Consider the following 23,226-nt stretch of genomic DNA (forward strand, 5'->3'; position numbering starts at 1 on the left):
GGTCCGGTCGTCGACGTCTCCGGTGGAGCAATGGCACGAGCGATCGCTTCGTCGTCCGACACCGCCGCGACCCGTGCGCGCGGATCATGGCGAGTGAGCGGATGATGCCCGGACGGCGCGCGGACCGCTCCGAGAGCTTCGGGGAAGCTCTGCTGGGAGCGGTTCTCGACCGCGCGCACGAGCTTCCTCCCCATCTCATCGGGCCCTTGGTCTCCGACGTGGTGGAGCGATTGGGGGGCCGCCGTCCGCAGGTTCTGCTGCAGGACTACGGCCAGCTGATGCTCGTACCCCTGCCCGGCGAGGGCCTCGCGGGCGGGGAGCCGCAGCTGATCGACGACTCCGACGCGGGACGCTGCTTTCTCGACGCGGTCCGCGTCGAGGTGTCCGACGACGACTGCGTACGGGTCCACCTGCCGCTGCTGGACGGCGGTGACCAGGTGGGTGTCATGGCCGTGACGCTGGACAGGGTCGACGACCACGACCGCCGCCTGCTGTACAGGCTCTCCGGCCTGGTGGCCGACCTGCTGGTGACCAAGCACGGCTACTCCGACCTGTTCTTCACCACCCGACGTGATGAGCCGATGAGCGTCGCCGCGGAGATCCAGTGGTCCCTGCTGCCACCGCTGGCGATGATCATGCCCCGGGTCGCCGTGGCCGGGATCCTGGAACCCGCCTACGACGTGGCGGGTGACAGCTTCGACTACGCGCTCAACGGGGACATCCTCTACGTCGTCATGATCGACGCGATGGGGCACGGCCTGGACGCGGCCACGATGGCCACCGTGGCCATCGGCGCCTACCGGCACGCCCGCCGCGCCGGCGTCGGGCTGTCGGAGATCTACGACTTCATGGACCGCGCGGTGGCGGAGCAGTTCGGTCCCGAGCACTTCGTCACCGCGCAGATGATGCAGCTGGACACGACGACAGGACAGGTCCAGTGGGTCAACGCAGGGCACCCGCCGCCGATCCTCGTCCGCGACCACCGCGTCGCGGGCCGCTTGGCCGCCCCGACGACCCTCCCCGTCGGCCTGGGCGGTGCGGAGCCACGGATCAGCGAACTGGAGCTGGAGCGCGGGGACCGCGTCCTCTGCTTCAGCGACGGACTGGTCGAGGAGCACAAGATGAGCAACGAGGAGTTCGGGGAGAACCAGCTGATCACCTGTGTGAACCAGCTGGAGAGAACCGGCCGCGGGGTCCGGGCGGTGACGCGCTCCCTGTCCCACACGCTCAAGCGGGCGCGGGGCGGACACACCACGGATGACGCGACGCTGCTCATGGTGGAGTGGCGTGGATGACCTTCGTCGCTGGCGTCCGTCGGCCTCGGCCGAGGGACGGCTCGTCAGTCGGACGGCCCCTGCCCGCTCCCGGTGTCGATGAGGATCTGTTCCGCCTGGCTGATGTTGTCGGCCCGGACGGCCTGGGCCATCGCGGCATGGGCGGCCTCCGGTGTCGCGTGCGGCGGGACCACCAGCAGTGAGAACACGTCCTGGTCGCCGCGGGTGATCAGGACAGTGTCATCGCCCACCGGGAAGGAGTCGATGTGCACCACCCGGTCGTCGACGACGATCCGCGTCGGGAGCCCTTCCCAGGCAGCGGAGTCCAGTCCGACGCGCGTCACGGGGCCGAGATGTGCGATGAGAGCGCTCAGCAGCGCGGGCAGCTCGGCACCGATGTCGCGCGACCGCGGCCACCACGCACCGTCCAGGACACCTTCACGCGACTCCGTCGTCTCCAGCCGGAGCAGTGCACACCCCGGCCGCATGGCCGCGTGAACGCCACTCGGCAGATGCCGGGAAACAGGGGGTGAATCGGAGCCGGCCATAAGGGACCACCTGTCTTCCGGAACCGGTGCGAACACGGGACTCGCCTCGCCCCTATCACGCTACTCCGTGGCGCCGGGGGGCCGGCATCTCCGGGATCGGCCCGACCCCGGTGCCTGCTTCGACGGTGGGAATCACTGTCGCGGCGCTTCCGGGCATGGGCGTATGCGGAAGCGCGGCGGCAGCCGGACGCCGGACGTTCCGGGCGGTGGCTGCACTTACTCGCGCTCAACGTCCCACCAGCGCGAGTCTCCGCGCGTGAGCGATGCGTGAGCGGACGGTCCGGATCGGAGCGCCACCAGGAGGAGCGACCGTGTCAGGCCCCCCGGTGCCCGCCCGGCACGCGATCAGCGGCGAACACGGTCCGCTGTCACATCCCGGTCATGTCGGCACCGGTGAGGCCCAGAGCCAGCGCCGGGACCCAGAAGACGGCGACGGCCAGGGCGATCGAGGCGACCCCCACGGCACGGGCCACCAGACGGCCGAGCGGAGCGAGCTTCTCGACGGTGATCACGGAGGCCAGGGCCACCATGGCCCACAGGTTCATCGCACCGAACGCCGCCAGCAGCACCATCAGTGACCAGCAGCAGCCCAGGCAGAAGGCCCCGTGGTGGGCCCCGGCGCGCAGATCGCGCGAGGGCCCCGGATACGAGGCGTAGCGCAGCATCAGCCCGATCGGCGACCGGCACCGTGCCAGGCAGCGGTCCTTGAGGGGCGTGAGCTGATAGACGCCGTTGAGCGCGAACAGGGCCGCGGCCACTGCGGTCCCCGCCACGGCGGGGAGGCTCGCCGCCCGGCCCAGGGCAACGGCCAGCCCGTACCCCGGCAGCCCGGCCGCGGCCCAGACGAGCAGGTAGGCGACGGTGAAGACGACCATGCGCGATGCCCGATGCACGGTGATGGTGCGCGCGTACAGCGCGGCGACGAACGCCGTGGCGGGCAGCATCATCGCAGCCATCATCAGCGTCCACACGGCCAGAAAGGCGGGCAGGCCCAGACCCATGGTGCCGGGCATCGCCGACATGCCGCCCCAGCGCGTCACCAGCCAGACCCAGGCGGCGGCCGCCGCGACCAGCAGCAGCCCGGCGGGGCGCCCGGCCCCGCGGCGGACGGCGTCCGGCCCACCGGTCATACGGACCACTTGAACGGCGCCGAGTGTCCGTTGCCGCCGGTGAAGTCCCAGGACCGGCCGTACACGCCGTCGCCCGTGGCCCGGGTGGACCGGGCGATCGTCAGCGTGCTGTTCACCGGGTGGAAGATGCCGGTCAGGCCCATCACCGGACCGTCGTCGCCGAACTGCGGGGCGATCTGGTCCTCGATTTCGACGTCGATGGCGTCGCCCACCCGCACGGCGTGTCGGCGGCCGTCGTCGCGGTAGTCGATGGGGGTGCGCTCCACGCCGAGGACCTCGCCGATGAGCGGGGCGAGCGCCGCCATCGGCCCGCCGGCCTGGCCGGAGAAAATCTTGCCCAGCGCGTCCGCCTGGCCGTCGTCGGCCGAACTGTCGATGTACAGCGCCACCTGCCAGTCGCCCTCGGCCATCACCTGGGGCGCGTCGATGAAGAGGGCGACGCTGCGGTCGGAAACGTCCACGCCGTCCACGTTCCCGCTGTCCACGTGGAAGGCCAGGGTCAACTGACAGCGCTCGTGATCGGCCGGTGCGGTGAGGCCCGAGGTGGTGCAGGGGCACACCACATCACAGTTGCAGTTCTCCAGGTACGTGCCGTTCAGATTCCAGGGCATGGCTACATCTCCCTGTTTCGCGTCCCCCGCGGCGAAGGGAATGCGTCGGGAGGGTCCTCGGCGTGGTGTCCCGTCCCGGTGCGTCCTTCTCCAGGCTATTCCTGACGACCCCCGCCACGCAGATCCGTGGCCGCCGCCCGTGCCGGCAGTGCCCTGACCGCATGGCCCGGCTCACGCCGACGGGCGTTCGCCATGGTGGACGACCGTGATCAGGTGATCGGGGCCAGGGGTCTCGAGTTCGTCGAGCACGGCGACGGCCAGGTCCTCGGCGCTGATCCAGGATCGGCCGTCGGCGCCGAGGAGCAGAGTGTCGGTGCCGCGCCGATAGCGGCCGGTCCGTACGCCGGGTTCGAGCAGGGCCGGTGGACTCAGGTAGACGCAATCGGCATCGGCGTGGGACTGGCAGGTTCGCAGCTGAGCGACTCCGGCGGCGGCGACGGCCTTGATCTCGGCAGGGACGTACGCCGGGTTGTCCGCGACCAGCAGATTGCGGTCGTCGGGGCTGCGCAACGCGCCGGCGCCGCCGACGACGAGGACGCGGATCCCGAGCCGCGCGGCGAAGTCCAGCACCTTACGGGTGGTGCCGACCAGGAACTCCTCGTCGACCGGCATGGTCCGCACGGTCAGTACGACGGCGTCCGCGGCACCGTGGGAGTCGGAGCCTGCGAGTGCCTCGCGCAACGCGTGTGAGTTGTTCGTGTCGACCGCGAGCGGCGTCACGTTCGAGTTCCCCGGCTTGTCGCCCGCGGGTTTCCGGGACAAGGCGATCACCTGGTGTCCGCGTGCACTGGCCTCGTCGGTCACCCGGCTGCCGACCATGCCGGTGGCGCCCAGTACGGCGATCGTCAGGCCTTGGTTCATTGCTGTCTTCATCGGGTCCGTCCCTCTCGTATGGGGTCGTCGAGCAATTCGGTCTTCTCGGATCGGGCTTCTCTGCGCCTGCCGCTCGCCATGCGGCCCGACAGGTTCGGCGAATCGAGCTGTGCCGCGAGCAACGCGGCCAGGGCGAGGACGAAGCCGAAGGTCTGCAGCGGGCTCAATGACTCGCCCATCGCGACGCCGATCACGGCTGCGACCAGGGGGGACAGCAGCACCAGCGGTGCGGAGGCGCCGACCGGCAGCCTTCCGATACCGCGGAACCACAGCGTGGACGCGATCAGTCCACCCACGCTGCCGAGCCACAGGTATCCGCTGGCGGCTCCGGCATCGATGCGCGGCGGCGCCCCCTCGATCGCGAAGGTGAGAGGAAGCAACAGCAGGCCGCCCGCGGTCAGTTGCCAGCCGGTCAGGGTCAGCGGACCGACCCCCGCGGGGAGGCCCCACCGCTTGGTGAGGACGATCCCGGCAGCCATGGTGGCCGTACCACCGAGGCCCGCGAGGACACCGACGGCGTCCAGCCGGGCCTGCGGCCCCAGCACGACGAGTCCCACGCCGACCACGCCGAACACACCCCAGGCCAGTCGCCAGGCCGTCGGCCGGACATGGAGCAGCGCGACGGCCAGCCCGGCGACCATCAGCGGCTGGGTGGCACTGAGGGTGGCGGCGACACCGCCGGGGAGTCGTTCGGCCGCGACGAACAAGAGCGGGTACAAGGCGCCGATGTTGAGCGCGCCTAGGACGGTGGCCCGCCACCACCAGTCCCCGCGCGGGAGCACTCGGGTGATCACCAGCGCGAGCAGCCCGCCGGGCAGGGCGCGGAGCATCCCGGCGAAGAGCGGATGCCCGGGCGGGAGCAGCTGCGTGGTGACGACGTACGTGGTGCCCCAGGACGCGGGAGCGAGTGCGGTGAGGGTGGTCAGGGCGACGGTGGTGGCCGACCGCGGCGCGTGCGAGATCCACGGTCGGCCGGGCGCCCGCTCGGTCGAAGGATGCGGCGTATGCATGTGATGAGTCTCAGAAGCCGCCCTGCCATGAGTCCAACACATGCTTGTCATTGCAGCCATGAGCCAGAACGATGGATGGGTGGATCTCCAGCAGATGCGCTACGTCGTCGCCGTGGCCGAAACCCGCAACTTCACCCGCGCCGCGGAGCGCTGCTTCGTGGTGCAGTCGTCGCTGAGTCACCGGATCGCCGGACTGGAACGGGAGCTCGGGGTCAAGCTGTTCGCCCGGTCCAGCCGACGTGTCGAACTGACGCCTGCGGGAACGGCGTTCGTCGCCGGCGCACGCGAGTGCCTGGCCGCCGCCGACCGCGCGGCTGCCGACGCCGCCGCCGCGACCGGCGTGGTACGCGGCCGGCTCGCCGTCGGCGTGATCGTGACGACGGCTGCCGTCGACGTACCCGAGTTGCTGCAGCGGTACCGCGCGCGGCATCCGGGCGTCCGCGTCGCCCTCCGTTCCGGACGCAGCGATGAACTGGCGGCGGCGGTCCGGAAGGGTGAGCTCGACATCGCCTTCCTCGGCGTGCCGGAGGGCGAGCCACCTTTCGGTGTGGAGGCCGTCGTCCTCGATCACGACGAGCATGTGCTGGTGGTGCCGGCCGGGCACCGGCTGGCGGACGTTTCCCAGGTCACGCTGCGGGAGATCGCCGAAGAGACGTTCGTGGACTTCGTGAGCGGGACGCCCGCCCGGGCCCAGTCCGATCAGGCCTTCGCCGCGGCGGGCCTGGTGCGCGACGTCGCGTACGAAGCCGGCGTCGTGGAGCTCATCACCCGGCTGATCGCGCGCGGGCTCGGCATCGCGCTGCTGCCGTCGGCGTTCATCCGGCCCCGGGCTGCTGAAGACCCCGAACTGGCGCTGGTCCCGGTGGTCGACGGACCGCATCGGACCGAGTACCTGGTGTGGAGCCGCTTCAACCCCAGCCCGGCCACCCGAGCGATGCTCGACGTCCTCGGGGTGGGAGCGCGGTCGGCAGTGTCCTGACCCGCGGCGGCTTCACCAGGCACACTTCGGCTTCATTGGGCACACTTCGGCTTCATTGAGCACACCTCGGCGTCACCGGTCGGGGTGCGGCGATGTCGCGGGTAGTTCCACGGTGATGCGGATCCCGCCGGTGGGGCGCGGGGTGAGGGCGAGCGTTCCGTCGTGTGCGTGGGCGATGGTCTTGACGATGGCCAGGCCGAGGCCGACCCCTGCGTGGTCGGTGTGTACGCGTTCGGTGCCGCGCTGGAATGGTTCGGTGAGGGTCGCGGCCAGCTCCGGGGTGAGTTTCTCGCCGGTGTTTTCCACAGTGAGCACCACGGTCTGGGAGCGGACGCCGGTATTGACCCACACGGTGCCCTGTTCGGGCAGGTTGTGGATGATCGCGTTGTGCACGAGGTTCGTGGTCAGCTGCAGCAGGAGCGCTTGTGATCCGATCGTGGGGGCGATGTCGCCGCTGGTGTGGAGGGTGACGCCCCGCTTCTCGGCCAGGGGGAGGAGTGTTTCGGTGGCTTCTTCCGTCATGAGGGACAGGTCGACGGGTTCTCGGGTGAAGGACCGCTGATCGGCGCGGCTGACCAGGAGCAGTGCCTCGGTGAGGTCGATCGCTCGGGTGTTGACGGCGTGGAGGCGGTCGATGAGTTCGCCGGTGTCGTGGTTCGGGTCGTTGCGGGCCACGTCGAGAAGTGCCTTCGAGATCGCCAGCGGTGTGCGCAACTCGTGAGAGGCGTTGGCTGCGAATCTCTGCTGTTCGGCGACGTGTGTTTCGAGCCGGGCGAGCATGGCGTCGAAGGCGTCGGCGAGTTCACGGAACTCGTCTTTGCGTCCCGGCAGCCGGATGCGGTGGGAGAGGGATCCGTTCGTGGCCATACGTGTGGCCTGTGTGATGCGGGTCAGGGGGGCGAGCATGCGGCCGGCGAGGATCCATCCCCCCAGGAGGCCGAAAACCAGCAGGAACGCCAGTACCGCGACTGCCCTCGGAGCGAAAACCTCCAGGAGGGCGGACCGGACGGGAAACACACCGCCCGTGGGTCTGTCGTCGGGGTTGATGAGCATCGCACGGTTGGGGACGTAACGCAGGAGGAACACCCACACCGCGGCGAGCAGCAGGACGCCGGCCGGCATCAGGAATCCGGCGTAGCTGAGGGTGAGTTTGAGGCGAACGCTCAACCCGGGCGCCCTATCCACGCTCGCCTCCCTCGTGTCCGGCCTCCGGCTGCGTGTCGACGCGGTAGCCGACGCCCGGCACGGTGGCGATGATCCAGGGTTCGCCGAGACGCTTGCGCAGTGCCGAGACGGTGATGCGCACGGCGTTGGTGAACGGGTCGGCGTTCGCGTCCCACGCGCGTTCAAGGAGTTCTTCGGCGCTGACGACACCGCCTTCGGCGGCGACGAGGACTTCGAGCACGGCGAACTGCTTGCGCGTCAGCGCCACGTAGCGGCCGTCCCGGTAGACCTCCCGGCGGAACGGATCCACCCGCAGGCCCGCGATGTCTCGTACGGGTGGCCTGGCGTGGGCGCGTCTGCGGTCGAGTGCTCTGAGCCTGAGGGCGAGTTCCTGGAGTTCGAAGGGTTTCGTGAGGTAGTCGTCGGCTCCGAGTCCGAACCCGGTGACCTTGTCGTCGAGACGGTCGGCCGCGGTGAGCATGAGGATCGGCATGCCGCTGCCCGAGGCGACGATGCGTTTGGCGATCTCGTCACCGGAAGGCCCGGGTACGTCGCGGTCGAGGACGGCGATGTCATAGGCGTTGACGCTCAGCAGTTCCAGAGCGGTGTCGCCGTCACCTGCGATGTCGGCCGCGATCGCTTCCAGGCGTAAGCCATCGCGGATGGCTTCTGCCAGGTAAGGCTCGTCCTCGACAATCAGCACACGCATGCTCTCGATGCTAGGAGCCGACGCATATCGCCGACGTATCGAAAACCGCATACGTGCCGGCAACACCGCGCTGCCTTGACTGGCAGCATGACTCGAACCCCACCATCAGCACGAACGACAACTCGCCTCACCCCGGGCCCGAGGACGCAGCAGTGACCGGCCGTGAGCTCGGACAGACGGTGGCGCAGGTGGACACGGCGGAGACCGGACAGGGCGGCGCCGGGAGCCGGGATGCGGCCTCCGGTTCCCGGCGCGCGGGCCTGCGCCGGGCGATCCGCATCGGATTACGGCCGGGGCCCTGGAAGCGTGGCCCGGTCCTCGCGGCGCTGGCGCTGCTGCTCGGCCTGATCATGCTGCTGCACTCGAAGATCACGGACTACGGTGGCCTCGGCAGTCTGGTGGAGACCTTCCTGCCGTGGCTCGGCCTGTTCGTCCCGGTGCTGCTGGCCGGGGCGTTGTGGCGCCGCTCCGCCTCCGCGGTGGCCGCGCTGCTGCTGCCGGTCCTGGTGTGGCTGTACCTCTTCGGCGGGCTGCTCGGCGACAAGTCCCACTCGGGCGGTGACCTCGTCGTGGCCGGCCACAACGTGGGCGCCGACAACCCCGACCCGACCGGCACCGCCCGCGATCTGGCCGCCTCCGGGGCGGACGTGCTGGCCCTGGAGGAGATCACCCCGCAGGCGAAGCCGGTGTACGAGAAGGGTCTGGCGAAGACGTATCCGTACCACACGGTGCAGGGCACGGTCGGGCTGTGGAGCAAGCTGCCGCTGTCGGACACCCGGCCGGTCGACACCGCGATGGACTACGGGCCGCTGGCGGCCACCAAGCCGGTCGACAGCACGATGGCCTACACCCGGGCGCTGCGCACCACGGTGGCCACGGACAAGGGGCCGCTGGCGGTGTACGTGGCCCACCTGGGGTCCGTACGCCTGTTTCCCAGGAACGGCTTCTGGACGGACAGCCGGGACCGCGGCGCCAAGGCGCTCGCCGAGGCCCTCGCCGCCGAGCGGAACGAGCGAGTGGTGCTGCTCGGAGACCTGAACGGCACCACGGACGACCGCGCGTTCGCCGCCCTCACCTCCCAGCTGCACTCGGTCCAGGACACGGCCGGGGACGGCTTCGGCTTCAGCTGGCCGGCGAAGTTCCCGGTGGCACGGATCGACCAGATCCTGGTCCGCGGTGTGAAGCCGACGAGCTCGTGGGTGCTGCCGGGCACGGGCAGCGACCACCTGCCGGTGGCGGCCGGGATCAGCTGGTGAACACGGCTGAACAGAGCTCCGCCATGGGGACACCGGCCCGAAGGCCGGGTGATCCGCCGGGGCCGGCCGACTGACTGGCCGGCCGGCCCCGGCGGTGGTCAGGACGGGGCGTCGGCGTCCTGGGGGGAGGCCGCGAAGGCCTCCGGGCCCTGCTCCGCCGCCGCGGGGTCCATCCACATGACCTGCCAGCCGTGGCCGTCGAGGTCGTAGAAGCTGCGTGAGTACATGAAGCCGTGGTCCTCGGCGCCATCCACCTCGGAGCCGCCCGCCGCGAGCGCGGCGGCGCTGACCGCATCGACCTCGTCGCGGGACGACACGCTGAAGCAGTACAGCGCCAGCGTGTGCGTGGTGGGATCGGCCATCGGCAGCTTCGCGAACTCCGCGAACTTCTCGCGGGTGAGCAGCATGACGAAGGCCTGCTCGCCGACCAGCATGCAGGCGGCGGTCTCGTCGGTGAACATCGGGTTGAAGCCGAACCCGAGCTTGGCGAAGAACGCCTTGCTGCGCTCGAGGTCCGTTACGGGGATGTTCAGGAACAGCATGCGGCCGGGGTGTGCGGGGTGGGTCATGGTGGGTCTCCAGTCGGTGGCTCGACGGCGTGCGTCCTGGTAGACCGGCCCCGCCGGCGGGACTCATCGGTGGATCTCGGCCGAGTCGCCGTCGGAGTGTCGGTCCGTCCGCATCACGGCCGTACTCGGAGACCAGGTGCTCATGCACGTTGGGTCCGGGCCGGACTGGGTCTATCGTCGGAATCGTGGGGCCAGACAAGGAGGACAGCCGGTGATGCCGCAGGACGAGGCCGTGATCGGCTGCACGGGGAAGGTGCTCATCGGAACCCGCGGATCCGCAGGACCCGGCGAGGTTCTCGTGCGGGTCCGGGGCGGATCCGAGACCTTCCTCGCCTGGTCGGAGGAGCCCGTGCCCACGGGGGCGACAGTGCTCGTGATCGAATCGCGGGGATGTCGCGAGGTGGGCGTCATCGAGTGGGTGGATCCATTGGACGCGCTCGGCGGCGGTCCCGTCGACGCCGGCTGAGGAGTTGCAGGCATGTTCGGATACCGCGTTCCCGCCCCCGACGAGGCGATGCTGATCTCGGGAGGCAGGCGGGGACTGGGGGGTGCGCCGTTCCGAGTGGTGACGGGACACGGGAAGTTCGTGCTCCCGATCTTCCGCAAGACCCGTTTCCTGACCTTGTCGATGTGCGAGTCCGAGGTCACCGAGACCTGTGTGACCAGGCAGGGCATCGCGCTGCACGTCCGCGCCGTCATCGCCTTCAAGGTCGGCAACGACCACGAGAGCATCATCAACGCGGGCCAGCGCTTCCTCTCCGACCAGGACCAGATGTCGGTGCTGACGGGCCGGATCTTCGCCGGCCACCTGCGGGCCATCATCGGCTCGATGACGGTCGAGGAGATCGTCACCGAGCGGCAGAAGCTCGCCGCGGAGGTCCTGGACACCTCCAAGACGGAGATGGCGAAGATCGGCCTGATCGTCGACTCGCTGCAGATCCAGTCCATCGACGACGGCGACACCGGTTACATCGACGCGATGTCCGCGCCGCACAAGGCGGCCATCCAGCGGCAGGCGCAGATCGCCCAGGCGCAGGCCACCCAGGCCGCGGTCGAGGCGGAGCAGGTGGCGGCCCGTAACCAGGCCGAGTACGCCCGGCAGACCGCCGTGGTCAGGGCGGAGTACTCGGCCGAGGTGGACCGTGCCCAGGCGAGGGCCGCGCAGGCCGGGCCGCTGGCACAGGCCCACGCCCAGCAGGAGGTTCTCGACGCCCAGACGGAGCTGGCCCAGCGCCAGGCCAAGCTGCGCCAGCAGCAGCTGGTGGCCGAGGTGGTGAAGCCCGCCGAGGCCGAAGCCGAGCGGGTCAGGATCCTCGCGGCCGCCGAGGCGCAGCGGATGAGGATCCAGGCGGAGGCGGCGGCCTCGTACGACCGGGTCGCGCTCGACCGGATGCTGATCGACCAGCTCCCGCAGATCGTCAAGGAGGCCGCCGGCGGCCTCGCCGGCGCCAACGTCAACGTCCTCAACGGCGCGGACGGGCTCGGCGAGATCGCCGCCGGCCTGGTGTCACAGGGCCTGACGATCCTCGACTCGGTTCGACAGAACCTGAGCGGCCAGGACTCCGAGGGACGCCGCGCCGATGACCGCCGCTCCGACGACCGCCGCTCCGAGGAGAACGGGGGCAACGGTCTGCTCCAGCTGCCCACCACCAGGGAAAAGCGGTCGAACGACGGCCCGGTGGACGTCGACTAGGGCCTGGCCTGCGGCCGTTGTACGTAGCCCTATACGTAGAGTTCCTCCCCGCACGTCTTGTACGGAAGCGGGGGGAACCAGCCGATCGACTTGCCGACGCAGATGTGGAAGCTCTTCACCTTGAGGAACTTGGCGGCGCTGGACTTGCCCTTCGTCGTCGACAGTTCATGCGGGCGGTCGAAGTCGTCCTTCGCGTAGACGGTCGCCCAGTCCCAGTTGTCGCCGACCCAGACCCACACCCAGCCGTCCGAGCAGTTGTCGACCTGGACCTGGACGGTGCTCTGCTGCCAATGGCGGGTGCAACTCGCCGTGGCGGCCGTGCCGGCCGAGGCCGGGGTGGCGGTGGTGGCGGTCAGCGCGGCCACGGTGAGGCCCAGGACGCCGGCCATCTTCGCGATCTTGCCTGACGAGAACTTCATGTCCGTCTCCAGTTGTTCGAATCCGCTGTCGACCGCGACCTTCTCAACGGGAACGCACCCACGACATCAGTCACATGACTGCTCATCAGGTGATCTCCACGCGCGTTCTCCGGGTGTCAGTCGGTTAAGTCGTCCGCGTATGGCACGACACCGGGCACGGCTACGATGCGCCGGGGCCGCGCCCCAGGTGGCGCGGAAACGTTTCGGAGGGGGACATCTGTGTTCGTGCTGTGCATCCTGCTGCTCATAGCCGCGGTAGTGCTTCTTCTCGTCGGTCGCGGCCGTGCCGTCGCGGGCTGGAAGGTCGGGGCGGCGCTCAGCGCCGTGGCGGGCGTACTGGCGGGCGTCTTCGCGTGTGTTCATGTCGTGAGTGCCGCCGAGGTCGGCGTGCCGGTGACCTTCGGCAAGATCGGTACGCCGCTGACCTCGGGCGTCCACTTCACGTCACCGTTCACCGACGTCACCTCCTTCTCCACCCGCCCGGTGGACCTCGACCTCAACGACAAGGACGTGGTGGAGGTGCGCTCCTCGCAGGGCGGTGTGCTGTACGCGGACGTCACCATCAAGTGGGCCGTGGTGCCGGCCGAGGCGGTCGAGCTGTACCGGCTGGCGGGCAATGAGGAAGCCGTCGAGGAGCGGCTGGTGCTGCCGGACAGCCGCGAGATCATCCGCAACGTCTTCGCGAAGCACACCAGCGAGGAGGGGTACGCGTCCGCCCGTGAGCAGATCGGCTCGGAGATCGCCGACCTCGTCAAGAAGCGCCTGGCGCCGCGCGGGATCGACGTCACGTCCGTCAATCTGCGCAATGTGAAGCCGTCGGAGAAGCTGCAGGACCAGATCGACAAGAAGATCCAGCAGGAGCAGGCCACCGAGCGGGCCACCGAGGCGGCGCGTACGGCCAAGGCGGAGGCGGAGCGCAAGCGGATAGAGGCGGAGGGCGTCGCCAGCGCCAACAAGATCATCGAGCGGTCGCTGAGCGACAAGGTGCTGTACAACCAGTGCCTGGAGGCCTACCGGGAAGCCGCGAAGAGCAACCCGGTGTACGCGGTGCCGTGCGGTACGGGCTCGGGCGGCACGCCGGTCATCGTGGACAACGGCAAGAACTGATGCCGTCGGAGGCGGCACCTGGGGTTGGCGGTCAGGCTTGCGACGCTGCTTGGACCGGTTCGGGTTGCGGTTCCGGCTGGAGCGCCGGCGCGGCCTGCGGTTCCCACAGCCTGGTGGTCCGCAGGTAGCCGTGGATCACCGAGGCCATCGCCAGAAGGAGAAGGGGGCCGAACACCCACGGATGTCCGGCCATCTCCATCGGCAGATAGCGAAACGACACCAGGAGCGCGGCGAAGACCGTGGTGCCGTACGCGACCAGCTGGATTCCTGACCGGTCCCAGCCCCGTGCGTGTGCGCGCATGGCGGCCTCGATGGTGAGCGCGAACACCACACCGACGATGAGATCGACGCCGTAGTGGTAGCCGAAGCCGAGCGTCGCCGTGAGGGTGGCGATCAGCCAGAACGTGCCCGCGAACCGCAGGACCCGCGGGGCCCTGCGGGAATGGATGAAGATGGCGGTGGCCCATGCCGTGTGCAGGCTGGGCATGCAGTTGCGCGGGGTGATCCCGTCGTACGGCACCGGGTGCGGGGGGCTGATCGGCGGCGGCGTGTGCGGCCACAGGTTGGCCACCGCCCACTGCACGCCACCGGTGCCGGAGGCGCCCGGGCCGTAGGCGAAGACCGGTCCGACCACCGGGAAGATCATGTAGATGGCAGGCCCGACGAGGCCGATCACCAAAAAGGTGCGCACCAGGTGATGGCTCGGGAAGCGGCGCTCCGCCGCCACGTTGCGCAGCTGGTACAGCGCGACGACCACTGCGGCCACCGCAAGCTGGGCGTAGACCAGGTGGAGAACCTGGGGGCCGATCGGGTCGGTGGCCTCGACGAGCCGGCCCACCACCCACGACGGGTTGCCCAGCGCGTGATCGGCGGCTGCCACGTACGGGTCGAGCACCATCGGGCGCGTCTTCGACGTGATGATCAGCCATGTGTCGCCGGTCTTGCGGCCGGCCACCAGCAACATGCCCAGCCCGACGCCCTTCAGCAGCACGACACGTTCCCGGCCGGTGCGGCGCGTGACGGCGATGACGGCAACGCCCAACATCACCCACAGCGCACCGGTGCCGAGGGAATGGCCCTCGGTCGCCCTGGCGCCGACCGCCCACCGCACCAGCAGGAAGACGACGTCGATGCCGATCGCGGCGCCGACCGCGATGAACCGTTGCCGCCAGGTGAGCACCACCAGCATCAACGCCAGGCCGCCGTACAGCGGGCCCGGTTTCGGGGCGAAGATCAGGGCGTTCACCTGGGTGCTGATCGGCCCCGGTTCGCCGTAGCGGCGTGCGGCGATCTCCAGCGTGATGAGGAATCCAAGAGCCACCACACCCGCCGCGCCCCACAGCAACGCGCGCCGGTGAGGCCACGCAAGCAACGAAGTCATGCCGCTTGTCCGCGAAGACGTCCGCGATGCTCTAGGTATCAATCGTTCGGCCGATTTGTTCGAATGGCTGGGCAGATGAAAGGCGATGGGGCTGGCGATCGTAAGTTCGAACATGATATCGGAGCGGCGCGAAACTGCGGCTTCAGCGGGCAAATGTGGCCGGCATCATCATGGGATGGCCGGGAGGCAACGTGTCGCCCAGCGAAACGCCGCCCGCTCCGACGGCTCCGACGGCTCAGGCGGGGGCCGACGCCAGGCAGGCGTCGTCGAAGGGCGGGTGACTCTCGTCGCCCCTTCGCTCGGCCGCATCGATGTGGTCGGCAAGCGTGTTGCGGGATTGAGCGAGCCTGTCCGTCCGATCGTCCAGTCGCCGCAGCCGTGACCGCATCGCGGCGAACCACGGGCCGGCCTCCCTGTACGACGTGGCCGGTCTGGCCATGATGTGGAGCGTCCTGAACGGGCGATGACGCACTTGATCGAGGAGAGCGAGGCGGTGGGCGTCAACGCCGAACTGCCGAGGTTGATCAAGGCGATGGCCGACCGCTCGATCGCCGCCGGACACGGCGGGCAGCAGTATCCCGTGCTGATCGAGGAGTTCAGCAAGCCCCGCGGCGACTGACTGCCGAGGCCGGGGGCGACTGACTGCCGAGCCCAGGGAGTGAATCCAGTCGTTCTGTGCGTACCGGCCGACGTGACACGGGGAAGGCATCTCCGCGTACCGGACGAGCGAGGGCAGGAAGCATCCCCATGGCGAAGTTTCTCATCCAGGCCACCTACACGCCCGAGGGCACCAAAGGGCTGCTCAAGGAAGGCGCGAGTGGGCGCGGTGCCGCCGTCGACCAGGTCGTCTCCGACTTGGGCGGGCGGGTCGAGGCCCTGTACTTCGCCTTCGGGGAGGACGACATCGTGATCATCGTCGACCTTCCCGACCCGGTCTCCATGGCCGCCATCAGCCTCACCGTCAAGGCCAGCGGCGCCCTTCACACCCGGGCCACCCCCCTCCTCACCCTCGACGAGATCGATGAGGCGGCCCGTCGGCCGGTCAGCTTCCGCGCCCCCGGCACGTGATCCCCGGAGTCGGCTCCGCGACGTGACCAGGCCGGTCACCGTGGACTTCGAACTGACCGGCGTCGATCGCGCGAACTGGACGCCTATTGGCGGCGAATCCTATTTGCTGCCCAGGAGGGCCCGGGAAGACAAACCGCTCGACTCACAACCTGCCCATTCTGAAACACAGAGAAATAATCAATCAACGGTGTAATCAGCGTTTATCCTACGTCGGCCGTCACTCATTTGCCGCGCATCTGGAGGAGGGGAAGCAGTGTTATCCCGGCATGACGAACGAGAGCCTCCACCGCTTGCCTCACCGTGCCACCTCGCACGGGGAGGGCGCACGGGTCGAACCCCCGGTCGCCGAGTCGCTGCTCCGGGAGTTCCTCACGCTCCTGGAGGCGGTCCAGGACGAACTCAATCAGCGGTGGAACAGTCAGGGGAGTCCCGGCTGCCACGCGGAACACGCGTGACGAAAAGCGGATTTCCATGAACCACGACTACGCGGAGCCCGCATATGCGCGGCGCGAATGGTATTCCGACCCGTACCCCTACGAATCGGCCTGGGACCCGGTCGAGGAACTCGCCTATCTCCTCCAGGAGGCCACGCCGACGGAGCAGGCGGCCACCGTGCCACCCCCTCGCGCTGAGCCGTCACCCTGCGTCGACTTCGCCGAGCCGATGGAGAACCTGGAACGGATCACCGCCCAGTTGCCGCCCATCCGGTCTTCTTCCACCGGGCACCGGAAGGTTCGGGTCCGAAAACTGCGGCTCGGGTGGTTGCAGACCGGCAGCTTTGTGATCGTCGCGTTCGTCGCCGTCATCGTGGCGATGGTCAACGTCTTCGGTGGCATGGTGGCCTACGTGCCTCTTCAGAAGATCCCCGTCGGCACACCGGGCGGAATTGTTCTCTGGTGGCCTCTGCTCGTGTACGGCCCCTGGCTGGTGGCCTCCCTGTCCATCCTGCGCACCGCGTTGCATCGACGCCGGGCCGTGCACTCATGGCTCATCGTCGTGATGTTCTCCTCCGTCGCGATGATGCTGTGCGTGGCCCAGGCCGAGAAGACCTTCATCGGCATCGCCGGAGCCGCCCTGCCGTCCCTCGCCTCACTGGCGTGCTTCCAGCAACTCGTCCGACAGATCACCCTGACCCTGCCGCCGCGACAGAGCACACGCTCCCACCGGCAGTAGCGACCGGCGCACCGCCGGGCCCGCGGCACCGCGTAGCACCTGCCGAGGTCGCCGCCGTTGCGGGAGCGGCCCTCACCGGATCAGACCCAGGCTCTTCTTCGGGTTGTACGGGTACAGCCAGGGGCTGTACCCGCCGGCCTGGAGGCTGTCCAACGCGATCAGCGCGTCCGCCGCGGTCTTGCAGCGCGGGTGACGCGCGGCGAAGGCGGCGACGCGGGCCCGCTGGGTGGGCAGCCAGGCGGCGATCACCTGGGGGTCGCCGTCGTACCACCATGAGAACTCGAACTCCTCCCACAGGAGTTCGGTCGCCCAGTCGAGACCGAGGCGGACGAGCCCGGCGTCCGCCTCGGGGCCGGGGAGCCCGGCCAGGTATGCCAACCACGGTTGTATGTCCCCCGTCGCGTGGGAAATTCCCTCCAGGAGGTCGACGATGTCCGAGGGAGACCGGCCGTCGACCAGAGCGAGGGCCAGCAGCGCGCGGAAGGCCCGCTCCACCGCTGCCCGTTCGGGCGCGGGCCAGTCCACGAGCCTGGCGCCGTCCTGGCCGAGATGGCCGAGCTCGCGGGACGGATCGACGCAGTCGCCCTCCGGCGCCCAGTAGCGCAAGGCGCGGGGCATGAGGCGGCGCCACAGGACCGGGTACTGGTCCTCGTCCCAGTGGCTGACCACCTCGCGCATGAAGTGCCCGAGGAGATCGTCCGGCACGGCGGCGGGGTCACCGCCGAGCATGACCAACTCCGACTCCGCGGTGCAGTAGGTGCAGCCGTGCACCGGGCGGTCGAGCTCCGGGGGTGAAGCGAAGACCCGGTCGGCTTCGGCGAGCGCGTGTCGCCACATCGCGTGGTACGGCTCGAGGTCAACGGGCTTGGGCATGTCAGGACCTACCGCTGGGACTCCGCCCAGGCGCACCTGGAGAAGAGCGGGACATTACCAGTCGGCACGCCCGGGGCCCAGCCCGGCCGGACATCCGGCACGCCGCATGGCGCACCCTTCGGGAAGGGCGTCTCGGTCAGGGGGCTGAAGCCGGTCGTTTTCACTGCCCCGCGAAGTGAAGCAAAAGGCAAGCAAAAGGCGGCAACTCAGGCGGAACGCCGCGCCAGATCCTCCAGGACGGCGACCGCTCGGCCCGCGAGTTCGTACGGCACGAAGAGGTGGTCGTGGTGGAACCCCGCGACGACGTTGCAGCTCAGACCGGCGTGGGCGAGTTCCCGTGAGACCGCCGCGGTCAGCCCCACCGCCTCCAGCGCGGAATGGACCCGCAAGGTGATCCACGCGGCCACGTAGTCGTACGCCATCCCCGCGGCATCCGCCTCCTCCTGCCGCGCCACCACGGTCAGCCCCTCCCCCTCCGCGACCGTGACCACGGGCCTGACCCCGGACGGCACGCCCCCCTCGACCGTCGTGAACACATAGCGCCCCGGATTCAGCTCCGGCCGCATCCCGCTCAGCAACATCCCCAGATCCGTCTCACCAGCCATGCCCGCACGTTATGTCCTACCGTTCCGCTCATGAAGCCGATCAGCTCCGAGAGCCCGCTGACCCCGGAAGACGCGCGTGCACTGCTGGCGATGCTGCCCGCGCAAGTGGAGGTCGGACCGGGGATGAGCGAGCGGGAGCTCGACGGGGTCGAGGAGCGGTGGGGGTTCCGGTTCGCTCCGGAGCATCGGGTGTTGCTGGGGGCGGGACTGCCGACGGGGAGCCGCGCCTGGCCGGACTGGCGGGGCGGGGACCCGGAGGAACTGTCCGAGAGGCTGGCGCGGCCGGTGGAGGGGGTGCTGTTCGATGTGGAGCACAACGGGTTCTGGCATCCGGAGTGGGCCAAGCGGCCGGCGGACCCGAGGGACGCCCTGGACGTGGCCCGCTCGTATCTGGCCGAGGTGCCGGTGATGGTGCCGGTCTACTCGCACCGCTATCTGCCGGCCGATCCGGGCCGGACCGGCTCGCCCGTGCTGTCGATGTACCAGACGGACATCATCTGCTACGGCGTCGACCTGGCCGACTACCTCCACCACGAGTTCGGGGGCCGCGCGTCGGCTTCCCAGGACCGGCCGTGCGCCACCATCCCGTTCTGGTCGTACTTCGTCGAGTGAGATCGGAAATTCTTCGAAAGATTCGAAGAGCTGAATCGCACCTTGATCTTCGCTTCAGGAGTGTTGAAGGATCTTTCACGGGCCAATGCAACGAATGTCGCGCTGAGCTGGCATGATGCGCCACCGCGACACACCCGAGGTGGTCGAATGTTTCGAGATCATTGCCGAAACTATTGACAGTTGGCAGGGTCATACCAAAACTGCACGCACATGAATGCCACACACCGCTTCAGGTTGTTCCTCAGCAGCGTCTGGGCCACCGTGCTGGTCGCCCTGGCCGTCGTGGCCCTGCCGGGCACCGCCCACGCCGACACGGTCATCACCTCGAACCAGACCGGTACCAACAACGGCTACTACTACTCGTTCTGGACCGACTCCCCCGGGACCGTCTCCATGAACCTGGCCTCCGGTGGCAGCTACAGCACCTCCTGGCGCAACACCGGCAACTTCGTCGCCGGCAAGGGCTGGAGCAACGGCGGACGCAGGAGCGTGACCTACTCGGGCACCTTCAACCCGTCCGGCAACGCCTACCTGGCCCTCTACGGCTGGACCTCCAACCCGCTCGTCGAGTACTACATCGTCGACAACTGGGGCACCTACCGGCCCACGGGAACGTACAAGGGCACCGTCACCAGCGACGGCGGTACGTACGACATCTACAAGACGACCCGCTACAACGCCCCGTCCGTCGAGGGCAACCGCACCTTCGACCAGTACTGGAGCGTCCGGCAGTCGAGGAGGACGGGCGGGACCATCACCACCGGCAACCACTTCGACGCCTGGGCCCGCGCCGGAATGCCCCTGGGCAGCTTCAACTACTACATGATCATGGCGACCGAGGGCTACCAGAGCAGCGGCAGCTCCAACATCACGGTGGGCGGCACCGGTTCGGGCGGAGGTGGCGGCGGGGGCGGCGGCGGCAGCTGCAGCGCAACTCTGTCCGCAGGCCAGCAGTGGAGCGACCGCTACAACCTCGACGTCGCCGTCACCGGATCCAGCAACTGGACCGTCACGATGAACATCCCCTCCCCCGCCAAGGTCCTCTCCACCTGGAACACCAGCGCCACCTACCCCAGCCCCCAGGTACTCACCGCCAAACCCAACGGCAGCGGCAACAACTTCGGCCTCACCATCCAGCACAACGGCAACTGGACCTGGCCAACCGTCAGCTGCAACGCGGCGTAGCCCCTACCCCCGAGGCTGGAGGACCGCTCCGTATGCGCATCACACAGCACCTCTCCTTACGCCGCCCGCTCACGACGTCGGCCGTCATGGCACTGGCCGCCGCCGGCGCCCTCGGCGTCCACGCCGGCACCCCCGCACAGGCCGCCGCCTGCAACGGGTACGTCGGGCTCACCTTCGACGACGGCCCGTCCGGCAACACGACGGCCCTGCTCAACGCGCTGAAGCAGAACGGGCTGCGGGCCACGATGTTCAACCAGGGCCAGTACGCCGCCGCCAACCCGGCCCAGGTCCGCGCCCAGGTCAACGCCGGGATGTGGGTCGCCAACCACAGCTACACCCACCCCCACCTGACCCAGCTCGGCCAGGCGCAGATCGACTCGGAGATCTCCCGCACCCAGCAGGCCATCGCGAACGCGGGCGGCGGCACGCCGAAACTGTTCCGGCCGCCGTACGGCGAGACCAACGCGACGGTGAAGGCGGTCGCGGCCAAGTACGGCCTGACCCAGATCATCTGGGACGTCGACTCGCAGGACTGGAACGGCGCGAGCACCGACGCGATCGTGCAGGCGGCCGCACGGCTCACCAACGGGCAGACCATCCTCATGCACGACTGGTCCGCCAACACGCTCGCCGCGATCCCGCGCATCGCACAGGGGTTGGCCTCTCGCGGCCTCTGCGCCGGGATGATCTCACCGCAGACCGGCCGCGCGGTCGCCCCCGACGGAAGCTCCGGGGGCGGCGGGGGTGGCGGCAGCAGCTGCAGCGCGACCCTCTCCGCAGGCCAGCAGTGGAGCGACCGCTACAACCTCGACGTCGCCGTCACCGGATCCAACAACTGGACCGTCACGATGAACATCCCCTCCCCCGCCAAGGTCCTCTCCACCTGGAACACCAGCGCCACCTACCCCAGCCCCCAGGTACTCACCGCCAAACCCAACGGCAGCGGCAACAACTTCGGCCTTACCATCCAGCACAACGGCAACTGGACCTGGCCGACCGTCAGCTGCAGCACCGGCTGATCGACTTCCGCGGTCAGGACCGCGGGGGACTTCGTCGACGTGCGCTGAGCGTGCGCTGAGACGTGCGCTGACGTCACCGTGCTCGTCGGTCCCAGCGGGTGGCGGGCGTGGCGGCGGAGAGATCTCGGGCCTCGTGGACGAGGATCGCCACCTGGACCCGGTTGGTGCACTCCAGCTTGGTGAAGATGCGGGTCACGTTGGCCTTCACGGCGGCGAGGCTCAGGTACAGCGACGCGGCGATGTCCGCGTTCGAGTGGCCCTCGCCGATCGCGAGGGCCACTTCCCTTTCCCGGGCGGTGAGCCGGTCCAGCGCGGTGCGTGCGCGCGCGGCCCGCGCCTCGGTCTGGTCGTGGTCCTCATGCCGTACGACATGGCTGATCAGCTGGGTGATCACGGACGGGGAGAGCATGGACTCACCGGCGGCGACGCGCCGTACGGAGTCCAGGATGTCGGTGGGGTGGGTGTCCTTGAGCAGGAAGCCCCTGGCGCCCGCGCGCAGCGCCCGCAGCAGGTGCTCGTCGGTGTCGAACGCGGTCAGCACGATGATCGCGGGGCCCGGGCCCTCCTCGGCGGAGCGCAGCCTCTCGGTCGCGGTGAGCCCGTCCACACCGCGCATGCGGATGTCCATGAGGACCACGTCGGGACGCAGTCGCCGTACCAGTGCGATCGCCTCGCCCCCGTCGGACGCCTCCCCCACCACGTCGATGTCGGCCCCGGCGCCCAGGACCGTGGTCAAACCCATGCGTACGAGCGGATCGTCGTCCACGACGATCACGCGGATCAGCTCGGCCATGGCACCCACGCTTCCAGACGAAAGGCGAGCCGCCCACCCGGATCCCGCCGTACGCCGTGCTCCAGCCGCCCGCCCGCGACGTCCAGCCGTTCCCCGAGGCCGATCAGCCCGAAGTGGGAGCCGGGCACCAGGGGGCCGTCCCGCCCGAGGACCAGGGGGTTGAGGAGCAGGACGTGCAACTGGTCGTCCCCCGCAGGCTCGACGAGACGCTCGACCAGTACGTGGACCGTCGCACCCGGGGCGTGCTTGCGCGCGTTGGTCAGCCCCTCCTGGACCACCCGGTACACGGTACGCCCGACGGGTGGCGGTGCCTCCTCGTCCGTCAGCCGGTCGTCGACCTCGACGCGCATGCCCGCCGTACGGCACTCCTCGACGAGGTCGTCGAGTTCGGCGAGGCCGGGCTGCGGTCGCAGGCTGTCGCCGGCCGTGCCCGTGCGCAGTACGCCGAGGATCTCCCGCAGCCCTTCCATGGCCTGGTGGGAGCTGTCGTAGATGGTCGAGGCGGCCTTCGCCATCGCCTCGGGCGGCAGGTCGGTCCTGATCTGGAGCGCGCCGGCCTGAAGGCTGATCAACGAGATCTGGTGGGCCAGCACGTCGTGCATCTCCCGTGCGATGCGCTCGCGTTCCCGGGCGCGCAGCAGTTCCGTCCGTTCCAGTGCCGCTGCCTCCGCCGCACGGGCCTGTTCCCGCAGGGCGATCATCAGGTCGCGCCGGGTCCCGATGACACCGCCGACCCAGGTGGCGACGGTGAGCACCGCGATGGTGAACAGGTTGGCGAGGAGGGGTGGGGTCCCGTCGTCCGGGCCCCAGAGGGAGAAGGGGACGTAGGCCACGGCGAAGAGGACGGTCGTCGCGATCGCCACCCGGCGGGGACGGCGGGCGGCGACACCGCTCACGGCGAAGAGCGCCGCGACGAACACGAAGTCGGTGACCGCGAAGCAGCACGCCAGCGCCAGGGCGACCCGTACCGGATGCCTTCGGCGCCACCACAGCAGCGCGCTGCCCGCGAGCCCCAGCAGCATCACCCAGAACAGGGGGTCACCGGTGATCTGTCCGCTCTCGTAGGAGGCCACCGTCCAGGTGAGGGCCGCCATCGCCGAGACGAAGACGCAGAGCAGGTCCAGGAGCCGGGCGCTCCAGGGGCGTGAGGGAAAGTCCGGGCGGGCCACGGACGG

At 69.5% G+C, this 23,226-nt stretch carries 26 protein-coding genes and 1 pseudogene; 13 read left to right on the top strand and 14 right to left on the bottom strand.

What is annotated here, in order from left to right; genetic code table 11:
- Positions 1-101: 101 nt before the first annotated feature.
- A complete protein-coding gene (locus ACGFNV_RS13010) occupies positions 102-1,295 on the top strand; it encodes a PP2C family protein-serine/threonine phosphatase (protein ID WP_393622501.1) in 1,194 nt (397 codons plus the stop codon).
- A 44-nt stretch (positions 1,296-1,339) separates the two neighbouring features.
- Here ACGFNV_RS13010 and ACGFNV_RS13015 read toward each other — a convergent pair whose 3' ends face one another.
- From ACGFNV_RS13015 to ACGFNV_RS13035, 5 genes are all read right to left on the bottom strand, one after another.
- The gene (locus ACGFNV_RS13015; protein ID WP_393621914.1) at positions 1,340-1,822 is read right to left on the bottom strand and encodes a DUF5994 family protein; all 483 of its coding nucleotides are present in this window, start codon (positions 1,820-1,822) and stop codon (positions 1,340-1,342) included.
- 368 nt (positions 1,823-2,190) lie between these two features.
- Positions 2,191-2,952, bottom strand: a complete 762-nt coding sequence (locus ACGFNV_RS13020) for a DUF2182 domain-containing protein (RefSeq protein WP_393621916.1) — start codon at positions 2,950-2,952, stop codon at positions 2,191-2,193.
- Positions 2,949-3,563 (bottom strand): DUF1326 domain-containing protein, encoded by a 615-nt coding sequence (locus tag ACGFNV_RS13025; RefSeq protein ID WP_393621917.1) that lies wholly within the window; start codon positions 3,561-3,563, stop codon positions 2,949-2,951. Before ACGFNV_RS13025 ends, ACGFNV_RS13020 begins: the two co-directional genes overlap by 4 nt.
- Positions 3,564-3,734: 171 nt before the next feature.
- A complete protein-coding gene (locus tag ACGFNV_RS13030) occupies positions 3,735-4,436 on the bottom strand; it encodes an NAD(P)-dependent oxidoreductase (protein ID WP_393621918.1) in 702 nt (233 codons plus the stop codon).
- Complete coding sequence (locus ACGFNV_RS13035) at positions 4,433-5,446, bottom strand: EamA family transporter (RefSeq protein ID WP_393621920.1); 1,014 nt, start codon at positions 5,444-5,446, stop codon at positions 4,433-4,435. Before ACGFNV_RS13035 ends, ACGFNV_RS13030 begins: the two co-directional genes overlap by 4 nt.
- Positions 5,447-5,525: 79 nt before the next feature.
- Here ACGFNV_RS13035 and ACGFNV_RS13040 point away from each other — a divergent pair, with 79 nt between their 5' ends.
- The gene (locus ACGFNV_RS13040; RefSeq protein WP_393622503.1) at positions 5,526-6,425 is read left to right on the top strand and encodes a LysR family transcriptional regulator; all 900 of its coding nucleotides are present in this window, start codon (positions 5,526-5,528) and stop codon (positions 6,423-6,425) included.
- Positions 6,426-6,497: 72 nt separating this feature from the next.
- Here ACGFNV_RS13040 and ACGFNV_RS13045 read toward each other — a convergent pair whose 3' ends face one another.
- Both ACGFNV_RS13045 and ACGFNV_RS13050 read right to left on the bottom strand, forming a co-directional pair.
- Positions 6,498-7,610: a sensor histidine kinase gene (locus tag ACGFNV_RS13045; protein ID WP_393621922.1), complete on the bottom strand. Its 1,113-nt coding sequence runs from the start codon at positions 7,608-7,610 to the stop codon at positions 6,498-6,500.
- Positions 7,603-8,298, bottom strand: a complete 696-nt coding sequence (locus ACGFNV_RS13050; protein ID WP_393621924.1) for a response regulator transcription factor — start codon at positions 8,296-8,298, stop codon at positions 7,603-7,605. Before ACGFNV_RS13050 ends, ACGFNV_RS13045 begins: the two co-directional genes overlap by 8 nt.
- A gap of 179 nt (positions 8,299-8,477) precedes the next feature.
- Here ACGFNV_RS13050 and ACGFNV_RS13055 point away from each other — a divergent pair, with 179 nt between their 5' ends.
- Positions 8,478-9,554 (top strand): endonuclease/exonuclease/phosphatase family protein, encoded by a 1,077-nt coding sequence (locus tag ACGFNV_RS13055; RefSeq protein WP_393622504.1) that lies wholly within the window; start codon positions 8,478-8,480, stop codon positions 9,552-9,554.
- A gap of 98 nt (positions 9,555-9,652) precedes the next feature.
- On the opposite strand, the gene ACGFNV_RS13060 is transcribed toward ACGFNV_RS13055, so the two are convergent.
- A complete protein-coding gene (locus ACGFNV_RS13060; protein ID WP_393621925.1) occupies positions 9,653-10,123 on the bottom strand; it encodes a VOC family protein in 471 nt (156 codons plus the stop codon).
- 214 nt (positions 10,124-10,337) lie between these two features.
- Between ACGFNV_RS13060 and ACGFNV_RS13065 the strand changes: the two genes are divergently transcribed.
- A complete protein-coding gene (locus tag ACGFNV_RS13065; protein WP_393621927.1) occupies positions 10,338-10,589 on the top strand; it encodes a hypothetical protein in 252 nt (83 codons plus the stop codon).
- Positions 10,590-10,601: 12 nt separating this feature from the next.
- The gene (locus tag ACGFNV_RS13070) at positions 10,602-11,816 is read left to right on the top strand and encodes an SPFH domain-containing protein (RefSeq protein ID WP_393621929.1); all 1,215 of its coding nucleotides are present in this window, start codon (positions 10,602-10,604) and stop codon (positions 11,814-11,816) included.
- Between the two features lie 29 nt (positions 11,817-11,845).
- Here the strand turns inward: ACGFNV_RS13070 and ACGFNV_RS13075 are convergent, their stop codons facing one another.
- On the bottom strand, positions 11,846-12,235 hold the full coding sequence (locus tag ACGFNV_RS13075) for a hypothetical protein (RefSeq protein ID WP_393621931.1): 390 nt from the start codon (positions 12,233-12,235) through the stop codon (positions 11,846-11,848).
- A gap of 219 nt (positions 12,236-12,454) precedes the next feature.
- Between ACGFNV_RS13075 and ACGFNV_RS13080 the strand changes: the two genes are divergently transcribed.
- Positions 12,455-13,342 carry a prohibitin family protein gene (locus ACGFNV_RS13080; RefSeq protein ID WP_393621932.1) on the top strand — a complete coding sequence of 296 codons (888 nt, stop codon included), beginning with the start codon at positions 12,455-12,457 and terminating at the stop codon, positions 13,340-13,342.
- A gap of 31 nt (positions 13,343-13,373) precedes the next feature.
- On the opposite strand, the gene ACGFNV_RS13085 is transcribed toward ACGFNV_RS13080, so the two are convergent.
- Positions 13,374-14,723, bottom strand: coding sequence for a phosphatase PAP2 family protein (locus ACGFNV_RS13085; protein WP_393622506.1), 1,350 nt, complete (start codon positions 14,721-14,723; stop codon positions 13,374-13,376).
- A 386-nt stretch (positions 14,724-15,109) separates the two neighbouring features.
- On the opposite strand from ACGFNV_RS13085, the pseudogene ACGFNV_RS13090 reads away from it, so the two are divergent.
- The 4 genes and pseudogenes from ACGFNV_RS13090 to ACGFNV_RS13105 all read left to right on the top strand — a co-directional run.
- Positions 15,110-15,342 (top strand): annotated as a pseudogene (locus ACGFNV_RS13090) (hypothetical protein); the annotation flags it as partial.
- A gap of 128 nt (positions 15,343-15,470) precedes the next feature.
- Positions 15,471-15,791, top strand: coding sequence for a GYD domain-containing protein (locus tag ACGFNV_RS13095; protein WP_393621934.1), 321 nt, complete (start codon positions 15,471-15,473; stop codon positions 15,789-15,791).
- A gap of 266 nt (positions 15,792-16,057) precedes the next feature.
- The gene (locus tag ACGFNV_RS13100; protein WP_133928881.1) at positions 16,058-16,246 is read left to right on the top strand and encodes a hypothetical protein; all 189 of its coding nucleotides are present in this window, start codon (positions 16,058-16,060) and stop codon (positions 16,244-16,246) included.
- A gap of 16 nt (positions 16,247-16,262) precedes the next feature.
- Positions 16,263-16,964 carry a DUF2637 domain-containing protein gene (locus ACGFNV_RS13105; RefSeq protein ID WP_393621936.1) on the top strand — a complete coding sequence of 234 codons (702 nt, stop codon included), beginning with the start codon at positions 16,263-16,265 and terminating at the stop codon, positions 16,962-16,964.
- 72 nt (positions 16,965-17,036) lie between these two features.
- Here the strand turns inward: ACGFNV_RS13105 and ACGFNV_RS13110 are convergent, their stop codons facing one another.
- Together ACGFNV_RS13110 and ACGFNV_RS13115 are read right to left on the bottom strand one after the other, a co-directional pair.
- Complete coding sequence (locus ACGFNV_RS13110; RefSeq protein WP_393621938.1) at positions 17,037-17,837, bottom strand: hypothetical protein; 801 nt, start codon at positions 17,835-17,837, stop codon at positions 17,037-17,039.
- 206 nt (positions 17,838-18,043) lie between these two features.
- Positions 18,044-18,442: an ACT domain-containing protein gene (locus ACGFNV_RS13115; protein ID WP_393621940.1), complete on the bottom strand. Its 399-nt coding sequence runs from the start codon at positions 18,440-18,442 to the stop codon at positions 18,044-18,046.
- A gap of 30 nt (positions 18,443-18,472) precedes the next feature.
- Here ACGFNV_RS13115 and ACGFNV_RS13120 point away from each other — a divergent pair, with 30 nt between their 5' ends.
- The 3 genes from ACGFNV_RS13120 (at position 18,473) to ACGFNV_RS13130 (ending at position 21,258) form a co-directional block, all read left to right on the top strand.
- Positions 18,473-19,054, top strand: coding sequence for a hypothetical protein (locus tag ACGFNV_RS13120; RefSeq protein WP_393621941.1), 582 nt, complete (start codon positions 18,473-18,475; stop codon positions 19,052-19,054).
- Between the two features lie 210 nt (positions 19,055-19,264).
- Positions 19,265-20,239, top strand: coding sequence for a glycoside hydrolase family 11 protein (locus ACGFNV_RS13125; RefSeq protein WP_393621943.1), 975 nt, complete (start codon positions 19,265-19,267; stop codon positions 20,237-20,239).
- A gap of 32 nt (positions 20,240-20,271) precedes the next feature.
- Positions 20,272-21,258, top strand: a complete 987-nt coding sequence (locus ACGFNV_RS13130) for a polysaccharide deacetylase family protein (RefSeq protein WP_393621944.1) — start codon at positions 20,272-20,274, stop codon at positions 21,256-21,258.
- A 73-nt stretch (positions 21,259-21,331) separates the two neighbouring features.
- On the opposite strand, the gene ACGFNV_RS13135 is transcribed toward ACGFNV_RS13130, so the two are convergent.
- Both ACGFNV_RS13135 and ACGFNV_RS13140 read right to left on the bottom strand, forming a co-directional pair.
- Complete coding sequence (locus ACGFNV_RS13135; RefSeq protein ID WP_393621946.1) at positions 21,332-22,051, bottom strand: response regulator; 720 nt, start codon at positions 22,049-22,051, stop codon at positions 21,332-21,334.
- The gene (locus ACGFNV_RS13140) at positions 22,039-23,220 is read right to left on the bottom strand and encodes a sensor histidine kinase (RefSeq protein ID WP_393621948.1); all 1,182 of its coding nucleotides are present in this window, start codon (positions 23,218-23,220) and stop codon (positions 22,039-22,041) included. Before ACGFNV_RS13140 ends, ACGFNV_RS13135 begins: the two co-directional genes overlap by 13 nt.
- Positions 23,221-23,226 lie beyond the last annotated feature (6 nt).

Source organism: Streptomyces sp. NPDC048751 (genome assembly GCF_043198595.1).
Lineage (GTDB): Bacteria > Actinomycetota > Actinomycetes > Streptomycetales > Streptomycetaceae > Streptomyces.